Here is a 15,796-nt window from a genome sequence, read left to right as displayed (position 1 = left end):
GCCCTCGCCTGAGGGCCTCCCACCTGGTTACGTCACCGGACTAGAGCCAGTTGGTAATGACGGCCCACCCGTTGGCGGGCCTGTTGAACAGGACGCGCCGGAGTGCAGCGATCATGAGTTCACCTCCTTTCCGCTTGACGAGTCTTGTGGTGGGGGCTTCGGACGTGATGCAGGGTGAAGCCCCGAGGGATGGAGGCGTTGGTGACGAGAGGACGTGTGTCGCCGTGGCTGGCTTGCAGGCGCGTACCGGCGGTGAGAGCGCCGACGGTGTCGGTGACCATGGTGTGGGCGACGGCGGCCCCCGCGCAGGTGAACGGGCCGGCGCTGAAGGGCAGGTAAGGGCCGCATGCCTCCGGCTCCGCCCAGCGCTCAGGGCGGAAGACATCGGGCTGGGACCAGCAGGCGGGGTCGTGGTGAAGGAGATAGGGGCTGACCGACAGAACCGTGCCAGCGCTGAGGGCGACCCCGCCGAAAGTACCGGCATGCGGGACGGGGCGGCCGACCATCCAGACCAGCGGACGGTGGCGTGCAGCCTCGCGGGCGAGGCTGTCCGTCGTCCACGGCCACGGGGAGCCCTGGCTGTACGTGCACGCTAGCAACAGCGCCCAGGCGACCGTGTAGCCGACGTTGGCCACGACCGAGCCGAACATCAGCCGATACAACTGGGCCACGGTGTCGTCGGAGACCTGCGCGGGGCAGGCCCTGACGACCGCGTCCAGCAGATCCCGGGGCTCAGCATGGACATCGTCGGCCTTGCGCCGCTGCCGAACATATGCGGCGATCTGCCTGCTGACCGCTGCGCTCGCCAGTTCCACCGCCAGGCGGCCCCGCACGCTCGGTGAGCGGACGAGCATGCCACGCTCCACTGCCGCCTCCAGGCACGCCTGCAGCTGTGGTGGCGCGCTGGGGTGCAGCAGAGTTTCTCGCGCACCTCGATATACCAGCCTGGGCCCGGTGGCGGGCCATGTGCTGGCCGGAGCAAGCTGGCCCACGGCCTCGCCGAGCTTGTCGCGGTAGCGGCCAAGCCCGGCCCGCATGATCTCGCGCACCGCGCGCCCCAGAGCGGTCTCGGCCCCACGCGAAGGAAGCACGCCCCCGAAGAAGGTGGACCCCCCGCCGTTGAAGTCCGGATCACGCAGCACTCTGAGCGCGAGACCGGTATCACCAACACACCACCCGCCCCAAGGAAGCGGGAAAACCCTGTGAGAGCTGCGCTGGGACTGGTCCACGAGAAACCCCAATGGATCCTGCCGAAATCGGCGCATTGCCCTCAAGCGCATGAACGGCCCCCTCGGTTGCATCCCGGCATCCCGTGCCGTAGTGGCATGGGTGTATTCAAGCAACCTGTTCACGCTGGCATCTACATTGATGCATCAAACCACCCTTTTAGGGCATGAAGACGTTCAGTTCGGCCGCGGCTGCTGGCGCCATGCTGTCCGCGGTGACGCTGAGCGCCCTGACCGCTCTGGCAGTGGTCGACGCCCAACCGCAGCACGTCCGCCAGGTCATTCGTCGGCGGCGTCCTTGTCGCGCAGGGGCCGCAACCCGCCGGGCAGCTCGGTGAGCTGGAAGGAGTACCGGCCCAGCACGTTGACGTGGTGACGCACGAAGGGCGAGAGCCGGGCGACGTCCCCGTCGCGGACGTCGAAGCCCTCGGTGCGGAGTTGGGTGAGGGCGGCGTCCATGTAGCGGGTGTTGAAGAGCACCAGGGCGTTGAGGACCAGGCCCAGGGCGGCCAGCTGGTCTTATCCGAACTTGTCCGGGGCAGTGAGGTCGTCGCTCGGAGCGGCGTCACAACTGCGAGTAGTGGTTGCGAAGGCGGCAGAGTCAGGCGTGACGTGCGCAACGCGCGCCGTTTCATTGTCCTGCTCTCGCCCTGTGGTTGGCAGGAAGACGTTCTGGCGCACTGCGTCTTGCGGATGGCAGGATGAACCCCGTGATGATCACCAGAAAGGCTCATGCCGCGTAAGCGTCCGGGCGCGATCCGCGCCGCGCACCAGCGCCAACCGCCCGAGTGGGCTCGTGAGCTGCCTCCCATCGACCGTCTGTCGCGCGATGCAAGCGCTGCAATCCACTGGGTGGAGCACGGCTATGACAGCCACGAGGTCCAACCCGGGCGGACCACTCAGTTCCTCTACAGCTACCGGAAATTCTTGCGGCAACCCGGTCGGAAGCTGAGGTTGACTGCATCGGAGTGCCAGTCGTGTCCGGGGTGCCAGTACGACGATGTCGCGGTGGTCAGAGACGCGCTGGAGCACATAGCGGGCAGACTCCCGCTTCCAGCACGCACCGAACTTCGACGGCTACTTGCCAGCCTCGATGCGGAGTTCCGCCGCAGGACCCTTCATGATCCTGATCCAAGCCACTGGCTGGACTGGAGCGGAAGGCCCTACCCGTGGTGGCACCGACGGCTGTACGTGGGCGGATGAGGGCGAGGAGAGCCGCGGCACGAGCTGATGGCATCCAGGTGGCTCTGAGTCTTTACGGCTCCGGGGTACTGCGACCAGCGCTGGCTCGGAAGTCGGGCATGCCGAGGTGGACGGTGGTGTGCCGGGTAGCGAGGTCGCGCATGGCGGCGAGCTTGTGCTCGGCGGCAGCGAGGCTGGCCTCGATCGCGGCGACTTCGCCGAGCCAGCCCTGTTCCTTGGCCTCGCGGAGCCGGTCGCCCAGGTTGGCGCGGATCTCCTGCAGCCGGGGCATCTGCGCGGGGTCGGGCCGCAGGACGGGGCAGCGGATGCAGGCTTATCCGAACTACCCAGCTCACGGACCGACGGGGCCAACTGCGAGCGAGTTACTAAAAGTAGTGGGCAACAGTCTCGGCGTCCGGGCGTATCCGGGTGTGTCGCATCGTCACCGTGGTGTCGATCAGCCGCCGGCTCGCACCATGAACAACGCGGCCCAACTCAGCTGGCCTCAAGGGCATCCGCCCGCCTCGTCAGGTCCGCCGCGACGCCATCCCAGTCCGGTCCGTGCAGCCACAAGTTCTCGGCAGCCTCGCGCATCAGCGCCGGCTCATCAGGTCGCTGCAGGAGCGCCAACCGGTAGGACAGGTTGCGAACCCAGACCAGCAAACGACCATCGACCACGTGCGGGCAGAGCTCACGGAGCATGGCGAGGATCGAATCCGCGTCAGCGAACGTCAGTTCCTCGACGAAGTAGTGCTCCCGGTGGTCGAGGTCGCACTCAGGCGTCGGTCCGAACTCGTCTCCGTAGAGACACCGGGCGTGCTCCGTCAAGGTGCTGTGCATGTCCTGGAGCTTATGACGCCTTGACCCGCCGGAACGAACCTTGGGCCTGTCCCGGCGATCATCTGGACGGTGTCCCGGTGGTACTTTGACCGGAAATCGCGGGAGGGGTGGGCAGCCAGGTGGACAGTGATCGGCGGCATGCAGCTGTCATGGCACTCGGTGAGCTCGGGCAAAGCCACGACTACCGTGACCGGGCGGATGCCGGTCACGGCCTGGCAGGCTTCGCCGAGATGCAGGAGGCCCTCGGGCCATTGCTGGAACTCGTGCTCGACCCGGCTGACACCTTCGTCACCCGGGTGACCGCGGAAGCCGTGCTTCGGCGAAAGGACAGGATCGGGTTGGCGGTAGTCGCCTCCGCACTGGCAGTCGCCGACTCCAATCACAGCGATTGGATCCACACCGCAATCCTCGATGTGTTCGGCATCTCCTCCGAGGACCGGGACAACGCGCTGCAGCTGTGCGAGGAGATGTTGCGGGACACTGGCGACCGCGTTTCCCTGGGGGCTCGTCAGCTGCACGAAATCCTGGCCGAGATCGACCCTGTTCTTCGCCCCGTGTAGCACGGGGTGGACGCTGCCGTGAGAGCACGGGTGTTCGGATCTCCATCCGGGCATCCTGCCGGGTCGGCTCCATGAGCGGCCCGGCATTTCGCCGGCCGATGATTCGGAACACGCCAGCGCTCACTCCTCAGGCTTGGCGCTGCTTCGTCCGGTGTCACGGCGGAAGTCGGGCATGCCGAGGTGGACAGTGGACGGCTGAGTTGCACGCTCGCGCATGGCCTGAAGTTTCTGGGCGGCGGCGGCCAGGGTGGTCTCGATGGCGGCGACCTCGCCGAGCCAGCCCTGGACCTTGGCCTCCTGGAGGCGGTCGATGAGGTTGGTGTGGATCTCTTGGAGGCGTGGCATCTGGGCTGGGTCCACGAGCAGTAGGGGACATCTGACACAGGCGTTTTCATGCTGACACGGAGTCGCGTAGTCGCGGCCGCAGGTCCCCAGGGCAACCTTGCGAAGCTCGAAGTGGGCCAGGAATTCGTCCCACTCGGTGGCGGTGAGCTCGCGGTACTCCTCGCTGGGCCGCTCGGTTCTGCGACGGGCGATGAAGGCCCGGTGATGGGAGATCACGTCCTCCGGGTAGACCGCGGCATAGCCCATGGTCGTGTCCAAAGCGGCGTGGCCGCAGATCTTCGCGGCGATGTGTGGGGGTAGTCCGGAGCGGATGGCGTCGGTCACGAAGATCCTTCTGAAGTCGTGGGGGCGCCATTCGAGCGGGTCGCCGGCCGCGGTGATCTGGGCGGACTGTGAGGTCGTGACCAGGCACTCGCGGATGTAGCTGCGGGTCAGCGGCCGGTCCTCGGTGCCGTACCGGCGTTGGAACAGGAACGGCATGGGCGGGCTCCAGGTCTGCTCGAACACGTCGTAGGCCGACACCAGCGGCAGAGCGGCGTTCCCGGCCCGGACCCGGAAGATGACCGCGGTCAACACCTCCGCCAGCTCCGGGGAGACCAGCAGCAGCCGCTCCTGGTCAAGCTTGGAAGGGGCGACCTGGAGCATGGGCACGATCTCGCCGGTGGTCGGCAGCCGGTAGGCGACGAAGCTGTGGTGGGTCAGCTCCAGGGCCTCCTCGATGCGCATGCCGGTGTGCCGCAGCACCTCCACCGTCGCCCAGGACCAGAACGCCGCCTCCTCCTCGTGGGTCAGGTTCCGCCGCCTGCCAGCGGCCACCTCGGTGACGTAGACGCGGCGGGCCTGCCCGGACCTGCAGCGCTCGAACTCCTCCCCGGCAACGAGGAACCGTCCACCGGCCGGCGTCGCGCGGGCCGCGGTGATGCGGGCCTCGGCGTCCTTGCGCTGCCGGTCGACGGCGCGAAGCAGGGCGGGCAGCAGCGGTAGCTGGGTCCGGGTCCGCTGGTCCATCCGGGACTTCACCCCGGACCTGGACTTCTTCGTCGCGCACTCGTTTGCCTTGATCGGACACGGTGCCACCCAGGGCGCCCACCGCGCCGGATCGTCGGGGCCCAGCGGGCGATGTCCTGGTAGAACGCCCGGACGAACACCAGCTCGCTGCGGAAGTTCACCCGTTCCCGCACCGGGCGGCCCTGAGCGTCACGGATGAAGGCCAGGCGTTCCTTCCACGCCTGCGCGACCTCGGGCGTCAGTCGTAGCGAGTCGATGCCCGGATGGTGGATCTCCAGGTCGCGCCAGAACAACCGGCACAGGTTGCGGGCGATGGAACGCAGCGAGACGTGGTCGAGCTCGGGAGCCCGCTCGGTGAAGTATTCGACCAGCAGGTCACGGACGGCCCGGCACTCGATGCCGTACGCGTCGACGATCTGCTCGACGCTGCGGCGGCCCTCGATGCGAAGCGCCCGCAGCCGCAGCGGTGCGCTGGCCGGGAGCACGCCGGTCTCCTTGAGCAGGGCATAGAACAGTGGCCGGCCCGCGCTGCCGCGGAAGTGGTGTTCCTCCAGTGCGGCGGTCAGCTCGATGCAGTCGCCGACGGTGATGTCGCTGACCAGGCCGCCCTTGCGGATCACCATCCAGGTGAGCTTGTTCAATGCATCGGACCTCGCTGTGGGTGTCGCATGCTGAGCCAGTTGTTCGAGCCGCTGGAAGGCATCAGGATCGCTGGCGGCCCGGGCCTCGGTGAGCATCACCGTCACGCGCTGCCGCAGCAGCCACGGATAGCTGGGACGGATCGCCTGCCCAGCGACCAGGAGCACCAGTCCCGTGGCCAGCTCATCGCGCCAGTGGCTCTTGGGTGTGCCGCGTCCCTGCAGGGGCAGATCGGTCCACTCGAAGCCGGCGTCGTCCGCCCCGCTGGCCAACCAGCGATCCTGCCAGGTCTCTCCGGGCTGGCCTTCGAGCCAGTCCAGCAGCTTGCCCAGGCCCCGCCGCCTGGTCTTGTCGCGGGTCAGGCCCGCGCCGGGGGCGGTGAACAGTCCGAGCAGCCGCTCGACCAGGCTCTCCCGGCTCTGGCAGGTCTGCCACCAGCTCGCTTCGCCGACTCGCGGTTCCCACTCCAGCGCTTTGTCTACCTCAGGTGACTCGACGGCCCTGGCAACGTCGACGTTCGCGGTCGGGTTCACCGGCTTTCGCCGCCCGCAGCCGAGGTGCCGAACAGCGCTGCCAGGACCTCGGGGCGGTAACCCGGCGCCGGCGGGGCCGGCGGCTTGGCCTGCTCGGCGCGCTGTCGTTCATGGTGGGCCAGGACGTGGGCGACGACCTCGTCGGGTGTGGGAGCGATATAAATTTCCGTGGTGGTGATATGGGCATGCCCCATGACCCACTGCACGTCGGCGAGGGTCAGGTTCGGATCGCGGACCATCCTCTTGGCCGCGCTGTGCCTCAGGTCGTGCAGGGTCCAGTTCGCGCCGAGCAACTGGTTGGCACGGGTGAAGACCATCCGGGCCGCGTCGTACTCCAGCGGGCGGAAGGGCCGTCGCAGCGTCCACCACAGCGGCTCCGACGGGTGCTTGGGGACCATGCCGCGCAGTTCTTGCTGGTAGAGCCGCAGCCACACGAACGCGTCGGCGGAGGCGGGAAGGTGCTGCAGGACCTGGCTGCCCTTGCGGACCACGCCGATCGTCTGATCCCCGGGCGAGACCAGGCCCTGCGGGACACCCAGCAGCTCGGAGGCGCGGGCGCCGGTGGAGATGTAGAACGCGATCAGAGCCCTGTCCCGGTTGTACTTCAACCCGGCGAACAGGTCGTTGAACGCCTGGTCAGGAATGATCCTCGGGGTCGGCTTGGGCTCCTTGGGCTGATAGGTGCCCCGGCGCGAGGGCTGCCGGAACGGCTGCATCGGGTTGTGATGCGCATTCGGACTCCCCTCCTCGGCAGCCCCTCCCTGCGGGAACGGGTTGATCAGCGGTCGGCCGTGGGTCTCTCGGTGGTACTCGTAGAACGAGCGGATCACTGCGCGAGCGTGCCGCCTGGTTCGAGCGGCATAGTTCTCGCCGGGCACGGCCTTCCCCGTGACCGGGTTCACCGAACCCGGGGCGGGCGCACCGGGACGGCGCCGCCGGGGCGGCTTCTTCGTGGTCTTCAGCCACAGGGCGAAGTCACGGGCCTCGACCCGCCTCGCCAGGTACCAGGGAACGTCCACAGCGCGTAAGAACCGGACCCACGCCAACAGCTCATAGGCGTAGGACCGCAGCGACGTCGGACTCGCGTCGTCGGCGAGCATGTGGTGCAGGAACTCGCTGACCGCCGCCACCTCGGTGCCATCGGCATCTACGAGCCGGAACGGCCGCAGCGGGTCATCGCTCTTCTCGACGCGGCCGACCCTCGCCACCTTCAGCGCCGCCACGTCCCGGACCGTCGTACTGTGCTCTGGCATCCATACCTCCACGGGCCGACCTACTCGACGACACGCGATGAAACCAGATCCACCACCACACGCGCAGTCACCACGGTCCGCCAGCAAGTGCCACAACACCCTTGTCGTCACTGTGAGTTGACCTCGAAGGGAGCCCAAACTAGTTCGGTCAACGGGACGTCCGATGCGCGATGCTCCGCGTCGACCCGCACGAGCGGCCCCGTCTCGAAGAGATCCAGGTCAACCTCGTCGCCCGGATCGCCGAAGCGCACCGCGAGGGCTGGCTCGGCGAGGTCGACGGCCTCAGCGTCAGCCTCGCTGCGGCCGAGGAGAAGCTCGCCCAGCTCGACGCCGAACTCGCCCGCCGATCCACCGTCGTCCACCTCGGCCTGCCCACCTTCGCCCAGATCGCCACCAGAACTTCGTAGTTCAGAGAAGATCGTGTCGCCCCGCAGGTAGTTCTGGTCGACGTGGGAGAGCCGGCTGCGGGTCAGCGCCGGGTAGGCCGGGTTGGTCACCGGCGTCAGCCCGATGTTGCAGCTCTCGCTCACCAGCAGTGCCACCAGGCTGACCGTCAGGCCCTCCATGCGGGTCGCACTGGTCGACACGTGGGTGAAGGCGTCCAGGAACCCGGTCCAGGAGTGCACCTCGAACAGCAGATCCGGCAGGTCAATGCGCGGCAGCATCGCCAGAGTGGTCCTGCGCAGCCACTCCAGCGACCGGCTCTCGCCGAGCGTGCCGAGCTTGTCCACGCTCAACCGGGCCCGGCCGCCGTCCGGCGGCACCACGATCTCCACCTTCGCCGCCGGCCCCGCCTCCTCCAGCCGCGCGGCCATCTGCCGCCAGGCCGCGTCCAGGCCGCGGGTCAGCCCGTCCAGGTGCTGCTCGACGGGCTCGGTCAGGCTCAGGCCGGCCAGCACGTCCTCGCGCACCGCCTCCCACCGGGCGCCGTCCAGCAGCCGGGCCCGCGGGTCCGACCAGCGGTTCGACGGCGAGGCGAAGACGTCGCGCCGGGTCAGCGCGCGGTGCAGCTGCTCCAGCACGCACACCACGTAGGCGTCGCGGTCCACCGCACCGTCGGGCAGCGCGGTGTTGGAGTACACCGCCTTCCTCCACGCTGGCGGCACCAGCTCGGCGTCGATCTCCTTGGGCAGCAGCGGGCGCTGGGCCACCTTGCGCCGGGCCAGCACCGGCAGCCGGCGCACCGCCTTGAGCACCCGCCGCCCGCCCTGCGCGGCGCCCAGCGCGTCGCTCTCGCCCAGCAGCGCCAGGAACGGGCGCACCGTGTTGTAGCGGCCGGTCAGCTGCTGGCGCAGGGCGATCTCCGCCGAGCCGTCGTCCTCGGGCACCAGCTGCTCGACCACTCGCACCGCGTTGTTCACCGCGGCCCGCGAGGCAACCTCCTCCAGCGCCCGCCACAGCGCGGCCGTGTCCAGGTCGCAGCCCGTCTCCTCGGTCAGCTCCAGCTGCCCGATCAGCACCCGGGCCGCCTTCGCCACGGTGCGCGACGCCTTCTCCAGGTGCGGCAGCATCACCAGCCGCTCCCGGTCCGAGGCCCGCCGGGCCGGGCTGATCAGTCTCGTGGCCATCAGCAGCGCGAACAGGTCCAGCGCGTCGTCGATCGCCGCCGCCTCCAGGCTGCGGACCACTGCGGTCAGCAGCGCGGTACGCCGGGGCTCCACCGACCGCTCCAGCGTCTGGGCCTTCGAGGCGAGCCCATAGCGGGCCAGCGTCGTCAGCCGGTTCACCGGCACCCGGGTCAGGTTCACCCGGCCCAGCTGGAACGCGGAGATCTCGTTCACCCGGTCCAGCGCCCGCGCCATCGCGGTGCCCGTCGTACGCGTCGGCGGCCGGCGCAGCCGCTCCAGCTCCGAGACCCGGGCGCCGTCGGGCACCTCCAGCAGCCGCACCAGCTCGCCCGGTAGCGCCGCATCGGCCCGGACGGTCGCCCGGGCGACCGTGGCGTGCAGCCGTTTCTCCGCGACCGTCCGCACCTCCGCCACCTGCCGGGCCAGCACGCTCACCCCCGGCAGCAGCACCCGGTGCCGACGCAGCCACGCCACCGCGTGGTCGAACAGCGCCACCGGCCCCTCGGCGTGCGTCCACGCCCGCCCGTGCAGGAACGTCCGCAGCTGGCGGCTGGCCTGCGGGTCGTCGTACTCGCGGTACTCGTACCGCCGGCGGATCTCCCAGGAGTGCTCGTACGCCGTCGGCTTGCGCTCGGTGTACCGCTTCACGCACGAGGCGTCCTCGATGCCCAGCTGCTCGGCCAGGTAGTCCACCACCGGCCACGGCACGTCCAACGGATCGTCCGCCAGGAACCGGCCGATGTACCGCACCGTGCAGATCTGCAGAGCGATGCCCAGCCGGTGGCTGTCGGTACGTCTCAGCGAGATCAGGTCCCGGTCGGCTTCGTCCAGGAAGAAGAACCGCTCCAACTCGGGCCGGGTCGGGACCTCCCTGAAGGTCCCGTACGACGCAGCCTGATCATCACTCAAGAACTCAACCGGCACGGGGCGGACGGTAGCCGGGACGACTCCGGACCGGCGAGTGATCGACCGAACGCCTGCACGGAAGGTCCCTGCTGTGCTACGGCCTCACGCCATGATCAATCTCAGCGTTAACCGCTGCCCCTCTACTACTCACCCCCGGGACCCGCTGGCAATGGACGCCGATGCAACACAGGCCGCCGGGCGGGCTCAGGGCCACGCTGCCCTTCAGCTGTTGCAGCCTCTGCAGAACATCGCGTCCCAACCATGTTACGTAAAGACGAATGGTCCGCTCGGAAACCTGATGGTGTTGGTACACCCGAGTACCTTGTCGATTGCCTGGCGGGCGAATGCCACCGACAGCTCGGCGGCCTTCTGTCGGCCCGGTGCGGCGGAGGACGAACCTTCGGGGGCCTGAAGTTCGAGGGCCGCCGTGTAGTACCAGGTCCGATCCGCTTCACCTGGTGTCGAACTGGTCACGCAGGTGAAGCGGACCACGGAGGAGCGCTCTCCGGCCTCTCCGTCGGAGAACGGCAGAAAGTCCTTCGCCGCCTGTTGCCCTTCGTTGTGGATGCGTTCCGCTTCGGTGGAGGCGCCGATCGCGGTCGCGATCAGCCGTTGGTCGGACCCGCTCACCACGCACGACAGGTAGGCCGGTGTGGACTCAGTGAATGGGGTGAACTTCGTGCGCACGGTGGTCGGCGAAGTCGAGCGCAGGGCCTCACTGAAGCCGTCGTCGTCGAGGGCGCCCCGGCACTCGCCAAGCGGGATGTGAGCCACCTGTTGCCCATTGGCACCCGGATCCTCCGACCACTGCCAGAACAACAAAGTTCCACCGGCAACCAGGACGAACAGCGCGACCGCAGCCGGCCACGATCGATACACCTTCACCTGTACGTGTCCCATTCTTCACAGCAGCCGGGATTCTCGGCGCCTGCGGCTTCCGATGCCGTGGCCGCAGGCGCACTGAGCCTGCAAGCCACGACACCGCGACGTGTGACCGTCATTTCTTTCCGTTGGCGGTGCTGTTCGCTCCGGCGCCCACCGCACCGCCCTGCGCGGCCTGCCCGCCGACCCGTGCGGCCAGGTCCTCGATCTGTGCCTGCGTCAGGGACGAGCCCTTCGCCGCGTCCCGGACAGCCTGGGCAGCGCTGATCGCATTGGAGTTTCGGCCGCCATCGGACTGGTGGCCGGCTTCCGCCTGGGCGGCGGCCGTGGTGTCCTGCTGGACGCTCGCCGTGACTCCTTGCAGGATCTGGTCGACGATGAAGTCCGACGCTTCGGATGCACCGGCCGCGCTGGCGACGCCGCCGGTGATCCCGCCCAAGGTGGTGCTGAAAGCTGTCTTGGCCCAGAATGATCCGTTCTGGACCGCGTCGTTGAACTCCTTGTCCGAGGCGGCGTGCTGCTTGAACACCGCGTCGGCCCGGGCCTCGTTGAGGACGCCGGCTACCGATCCGCCTGCATTGGCTGCGTTCTCCACCGGGATGACGAGTTTCGCTGTGTCGGTCTCACCACCGGCGAAGGCGCCGTGGATCAGGGCCGTTGTGTACGCTTGCTGAGCGTTGATGACACTGCCGTAGGCGCCCGGGTCGCGGCCGATGACGTTCAGTACGGAGCGGACGTCGGATGTGTTGAGCCTGGCCGGTTCGCCGTTCACCGGCAGTGTGTGGTCCCACGGTGACATCGCGCGTTGGATGTCGCCCATGTAGTCGGCGGTCATGTTCCCGAGGCTCGGCCGCAGGGCCGCCAAGGGTGCGTCGGCGCCGGACTTGTCGGTGATGCGGGCGAGGCTGCCCCCCTGGTCCTGTCCGAACTCCTTCATGACCTTGTTCATGACGTCCGCCTGCTCGGCGGTGTGCTTCGTTGGCGTGGAGGGCATGTCGTCGTACGGGTGCCCACTTGTCGCGGCCTCTAGAGCGTGCCCGAATGCGGTGGGCCCGCTGGCCAGGGCACTGGCCACGATGTCCTTGTTCTGGGAGACGGTGTCTCCCCTGTATTCCTTGTCGTGGGCCAGGTAGTGGAGGTAGTCGGCGGGCTTTGGGCTGCCGTTGGGGTTGACCGTGCCGTCGGCGTTGTAGGCGGTGGGCTTGTCGTGGAAGAACTTGGTGGCGGCCTCTGGGCTGTGGGCCAGCGCTTCCATGATTCCCGTCACCGGCTCGAATCCTGCTCCGCCGTCCTGTCCGAGGATGTTGAAGCCCAGCCGTTCGGGGCTCTTGCTCAGGAGTGCTGGGGTCCAGAACCGCATCGTCGGGTGCGTGTCCTTGGCGTCGAGCTGGAGGACGTGCTCGGCGATCGGGTTCAGGAAGTGCGGGTCGTAGTTCCCGGTGCGCAGGATCCCGGCCAGCACCTGGTAGCCCCGTGGGACCCACGGTTTGCCGGCCGTTGTCTCAGGTGTCTCCCACAGCGGCTCCGCGCCGGCCTTGCGCAGGTCGGCCGCCCACTGGTCCGACAGGTGCGGCTGGTTGGAGCTGCGCGTGGCGGTGGCCAGTGTGGTTCCGAGGTTCTTCTGCAGTTCCTGATACTGCTTCCAGCGGGCTGTGCTTGCTCCCGCGACGCTGTTGTCGTCGCCGACCATGCTGTTCCAGAACGTCAGGAGGCCCTTGGGGCCGATGTCCTGGTAGAACCTGGTCGTGAACTGCGGGTCTGTCGCGTGCACGTGCAAGAGGCTGTTGAGCTCGACGAGTTCCGCGTCCGAGAGCTTGTTCCCCTTGGCCGCCAGCTGGACCGCCCGCTTGGCGTCCGCCTCCGGTCCACCGCCGATGGCCTGTCCGTTGAAGGAACCGTCCTTGTCGGTGGAAGCATCGGCGCGCAGCGCGAAACAGGCGCGCTCGTCTGCCTCGGTGGCATCGCGAAGGACGCTGTCCATCCGGGCCCGTATGTCACCGGCCTTGGACCGGTACTTGTCGTGGTAGGCGGCTGCGGCCTGTGGGTCGTGCTGGATGGCCTTGTCGGGATCGGGCCAGCTGACCGTTCCGTCGGCACTGACGGTGAGTCCCTCGGCGACGGCCTCGGCGACCAGTGCTTTCGCCTTGTCCTTGGCTGCCTGGATCTCGGTTGCCGCCTCCCGTAGCACGGACGCGAGCGCACCGGCTTCGACGGCAGCCGCGTTCAGCTGATCGTTACCGCGCTGAAGTGCCGGCTTGGCGGACTCGGCGCTGGTACCGCTCCATCCGGAACCGTTCACTTTGACGACCACGCCGCTGTTCCACTCGCCGTCCAGCGCCTTGAGCTTCGCGGCGACCTCGTCCCAGGCACCCGCGGCCGTCCCCAGGCAATCGACTTTCGCGTTCGTCAGATCATGAAAACCGACCATGACGCATCAGCTCCCGTCGGCCTTGAAGGTACCCGCGACCGCGGCGTTGGCATCGCGGTAGTTCTTGGCCGTCGACCGCACATTCTGCGCGAGCCCGCCGATGACCTTCGAAAGTGCCTGGATCTGTTTGTCCCAAGTCGCTGAAGCGTCCTTGCACGCCGTGCCGACCCCGAAACCGGCAAGGCCACCTGCGACCGCGGCCATCTCGTCGTCGGCGCTCTGGCACTCGCCGCCAAGACGGCCGTTGATCTGGTCGGCAGTCGCGGCAGCGCTATCAAGAGCGGCCAGGTCGACCGAGAAGCCACCGCCCCCGGCACCAGCACCCGTCGAGTTGATCTGCGTCCGGGCAGCCTCCTGACGCTTGGCGGCGGCGGTCAGATTGCCATCCGCGTCGTAGGCCCATGGATTCATCATGCGGTCGAACTCGGTCGCGCGATCGGACATGGTCCGATCTCCCCCCTGCAGCTGGTTGAACCCAGCCTCCCCTGACAGGTAACCGATCGATCGTACTCGTCAGGCCCATAAGCACGGGGGCGATTCGACGAAGGCTCAAGGGCCCTTCACATACGCCGCCGACAGCCAAGGGCGCATCGACATCGCCACAGGTCCAGACCCGTCAAGCGGCTGGCTCACCTGTCCGGCTACGGGACGAGGTGCCACCGGTAGTGCGAAGTGCCCGAGCCTCCGGGGAGTACGTACGTGATCACTCCTTCCTGTTGCGGCCTCGCGGCGCGCGCGGGCGTCGGGTGAGCACCTGAAGCGTGGACCCGGCGGCGCACGTCGCCAAGCAAACCGAGTTCCCGACCGTCGAGATCGCCGTCGTCCCCGTCGCCTCCCGGACCTGGCGGAGCGACTCTTGCGGCGGGCCTGCAACGCCGGCAACGGCCCCGGCCCCTAGCCTCCCGGACCCGGGCGTAGTTCGGGCAATCCGTGGCCATCGGTGACACCGTGCACGTCTTCGTCGTCGGCTCCGACGGCCACGTGTACACGCGTGACAGCAAGGCCGGTGGCAGCTGGACCCCGTGGGGTGAGGTCCCCGGCGGCGCCGGCGGGGTCAAGGACGTCACCGCGTCCGCCCGCGGCAACGTCGTCAGCCTGCAGATCATCGGCTCCGACGGCTCCCCCTACAGCACCCAGGCCGACTACGCCGCCGGCCGGTGGGTCGGCTCCTGGGAGCAGGTCGGCACCAACAACCTGAAGGCCGTCACCAGCGCCACCACCGCCGACTGCGTCGTCCACGTCTTCGTCATCAACGAGGACGACCGCGTCTACACCCGTGACAACAAGCCCGACGGCAGCTGGACCCCGTGGGGTGACATCCCCGGCAACGCGCTCGACGTCAAGGGCATCACCGCCGCCGCCCGCGGCAACGTCGTCGAACCCCCGGACCGCACGCCACCGGTCAGAGCCGCTCTCCCGGCCGATGCCCGCTCGGTTTGGCGTTCAACTCCTGGAGACCAAGCGTCCCGCGTTCCGCGTGGACCTGCGGCGGCATGCTCGGCCACCCGTCAACGACCGTGCACGCCTGAAGCAGTGCCACGACCTGCTGTGTGTCCCCCCTCGACGTCCTTCGGGCGGTCACAACGCACGGCAGGGTCGAGCTCGACACCGCGGACCCGGGCCAGGCGACGTTCCAGGCGCTGCTGTGGGACCTGCTCTTCAGTCGAGGCCGCGACCACCCTTGGAATCACCGGGGCGACCGGTCCTTCCCGGACCTCGCGCTGTACATCTCCTGGGTCGCCGCCCAGCCGCGCGGGCTGGGGATGCTCGTGAGCGTGGCGCCCCGGGTCGCGAACTATTTGCTGCCTCGCACCCAGACCTTCCCCGACGGCGTGCACTTCGGCATCCCCGGCCTGCGGATCGAACAGGTCACCGGCCGTTCCCTGCACCTGCTGCACCTGCCGACCAGGGGCCGCCTGGAGATCCGCGACACCTCACCGGGCACATCCCGCTCGATGCGCTCCCGCCTGCGGTGGGAGACCGACGTCGACGAAGAAGCGGGCAGCCTTGCCTTCTGGCAGAAGGCGGGCATCACTCCGGCCGAAGAAGCCGCTGCCCACCACTGGGCGGAGGCCCCGTGCGCGCCGCTGCGCAGCGCGCTGATGGTCCGCGCGAACTTCTGGTGGCGCCAGTACCCCCACACCGCCGAGCTGATCCCCCCACGCCGGAGCAACACCAGCCGCTGCCTGCAGCGGCGCAACGGACGCACCTGCACGGAAATGGGAAACCTGCTCGTCAGCAGTGCCATCCGGATCCCCGACGCCACACACAGTCGATCAGCAACTCCACCGCCGCCGGCTGCTGCTCGCCCTGCCCCCGGCCTCGTCGCTCTCCTCGGAGGCCACGGTCGTGTACCGCCCCGCGCAGACGGAAGCTCCTGCGTCAGACTCAGTGCTCCGTGGCCGTGTACAGGCCACGGCCGACCC

At 68.5% G+C, this 15,796-nt stretch carries 11 protein-coding genes and 2 pseudogenes; 2 read left to right on the top strand and 11 right to left on the bottom strand.

Annotated features, from left to right (window positions below):
• Positions 1 to 119 precede the first annotated feature (119 nt).
• From ACFU7Y_RS22720 to ACFU7Y_RS22705, 4 genes and pseudogenes are all read right to left on the bottom strand, one after another.
• Positions 120 to 1,049 (bottom strand): cytochrome P450, encoded by a 930-nt coding sequence (locus ACFU7Y_RS22720; RefSeq protein WP_380769475.1) that lies wholly within the window; start codon positions 1,047 to 1,049, stop codon positions 120 to 122.
• Positions 1,050 to 1,505: 456 nt separating this feature from the next.
• Positions 1,506 to 1,745: pseudogene (locus ACFU7Y_RS22715) on the bottom strand (Tn3 family transposase); the annotation flags it as partial.
• 736 nt (positions 1,746 to 2,481) lie between these two features.
• The gene (locus ACFU7Y_RS22710) at positions 2,482 to 2,700 is read right to left on the bottom strand and encodes a hypothetical protein (RefSeq protein WP_380769474.1); all 219 of its coding nucleotides are present in this window, start codon (positions 2,698 to 2,700) and stop codon (positions 2,482 to 2,484) included.
• A gap of 203 nt (positions 2,701 to 2,903) precedes the next feature.
• The gene (locus ACFU7Y_RS22705) at positions 2,904 to 3,248 is read right to left on the bottom strand and encodes a hypothetical protein (protein ID WP_380769473.1); all 345 of its coding nucleotides are present in this window, start codon (positions 3,246 to 3,248) and stop codon (positions 2,904 to 2,906) included.
• A 149-nt stretch (positions 3,249 to 3,397) separates the two neighbouring features.
• Here ACFU7Y_RS22705 and ACFU7Y_RS22700 point away from each other — a divergent pair, with 149 nt between their 5' ends.
• Positions 3,398 to 3,808 carry a hypothetical protein gene (locus ACFU7Y_RS22700; RefSeq protein ID WP_380769472.1) on the top strand — a complete coding sequence of 137 codons (411 nt, stop codon included), beginning with the start codon at positions 3,398 to 3,400 and terminating at the stop codon, positions 3,806 to 3,808.
• 120 nt (positions 3,809 to 3,928) lie between these two features.
• On the opposite strand, the gene ACFU7Y_RS22695 is transcribed toward ACFU7Y_RS22700, so the two are convergent.
• The 7 genes and pseudogenes from ACFU7Y_RS22695 to ACFU7Y_RS22665 all read right to left on the bottom strand — a co-directional run bounded on the left by ACFU7Y_RS22695 (position 3,929) and on the right by ACFU7Y_RS22665 (position 13,814).
• Positions 3,929 to 5,161: a tyrosine-type recombinase/integrase gene (locus ACFU7Y_RS22695; RefSeq protein ID WP_380769471.1), complete on the bottom strand. Its 1,233-nt coding sequence runs from the start codon at positions 5,159 to 5,161 to the stop codon at positions 3,929 to 3,931.
• Positions 5,162 to 5,169: 8 nt separating this feature from the next.
• The gene (locus tag ACFU7Y_RS22690) at positions 5,170 to 6,333 is read right to left on the bottom strand and encodes a hypothetical protein (RefSeq protein ID WP_380769470.1); all 1,164 of its coding nucleotides are present in this window, start codon (positions 6,331 to 6,333) and stop codon (positions 5,170 to 5,172) included.
• Positions 6,330 to 7,586, bottom strand: a complete 1,257-nt coding sequence (locus tag ACFU7Y_RS22685) for a tyrosine-type recombinase/integrase (RefSeq protein WP_380769469.1) — start codon at positions 7,584 to 7,586, stop codon at positions 6,330 to 6,332. Before ACFU7Y_RS22685 ends, ACFU7Y_RS22690 begins: the two co-directional genes overlap by 4 nt.
• A gap of 416 nt (positions 7,587 to 8,002) precedes the next feature.
• Positions 8,003 to 10,078: pseudogene (locus ACFU7Y_RS22680) on the bottom strand (DUF4158 domain-containing protein); the annotation flags it as partial.
• A gap of 246 nt (positions 10,079 to 10,324) precedes the next feature.
• On the bottom strand, positions 10,325 to 10,945 hold the full coding sequence (locus ACFU7Y_RS22675) for a hypothetical protein (protein ID WP_380769468.1): 621 nt from the start codon (positions 10,943 to 10,945) through the stop codon (positions 10,325 to 10,327).
• A 112-nt stretch (positions 10,946 to 11,057) separates the two neighbouring features.
• Positions 11,058 to 13,370: a hypothetical protein gene (locus ACFU7Y_RS22670; RefSeq protein WP_380769467.1), complete on the bottom strand. Its 2,313-nt coding sequence runs from the start codon at positions 13,368 to 13,370 to the stop codon at positions 11,058 to 11,060.
• Between the two features lie 6 nt (positions 13,371 to 13,376).
• Positions 13,377 to 13,814: a WXG100 family type VII secretion target gene (locus tag ACFU7Y_RS22665; protein ID WP_380769466.1), complete on the bottom strand. Its 438-nt coding sequence runs from the start codon at positions 13,812 to 13,814 to the stop codon at positions 13,377 to 13,379.
• Positions 13,815 to 14,920: 1,106 nt separating this feature from the next.
• On the opposite strand from ACFU7Y_RS22665, the gene ACFU7Y_RS22660 reads away from it, so the two are divergent.
• A partial coding sequence (locus tag ACFU7Y_RS22660; protein WP_380769465.1) for a hypothetical protein occupies positions 14,921 to 15,796 on the top strand: 876 nt, incomplete at its 3' end.

Origin of the sequence: Kitasatospora sp. NPDC057542, from assembly GCF_042801945.1 — a bacterium.
GTDB lineage: Bacteria > Actinomycetota > Actinomycetes > Streptomycetales > Streptomycetaceae > Kitasatospora.
This window is presented reverse-complemented; position numbering and strand designations above follow the sequence as displayed.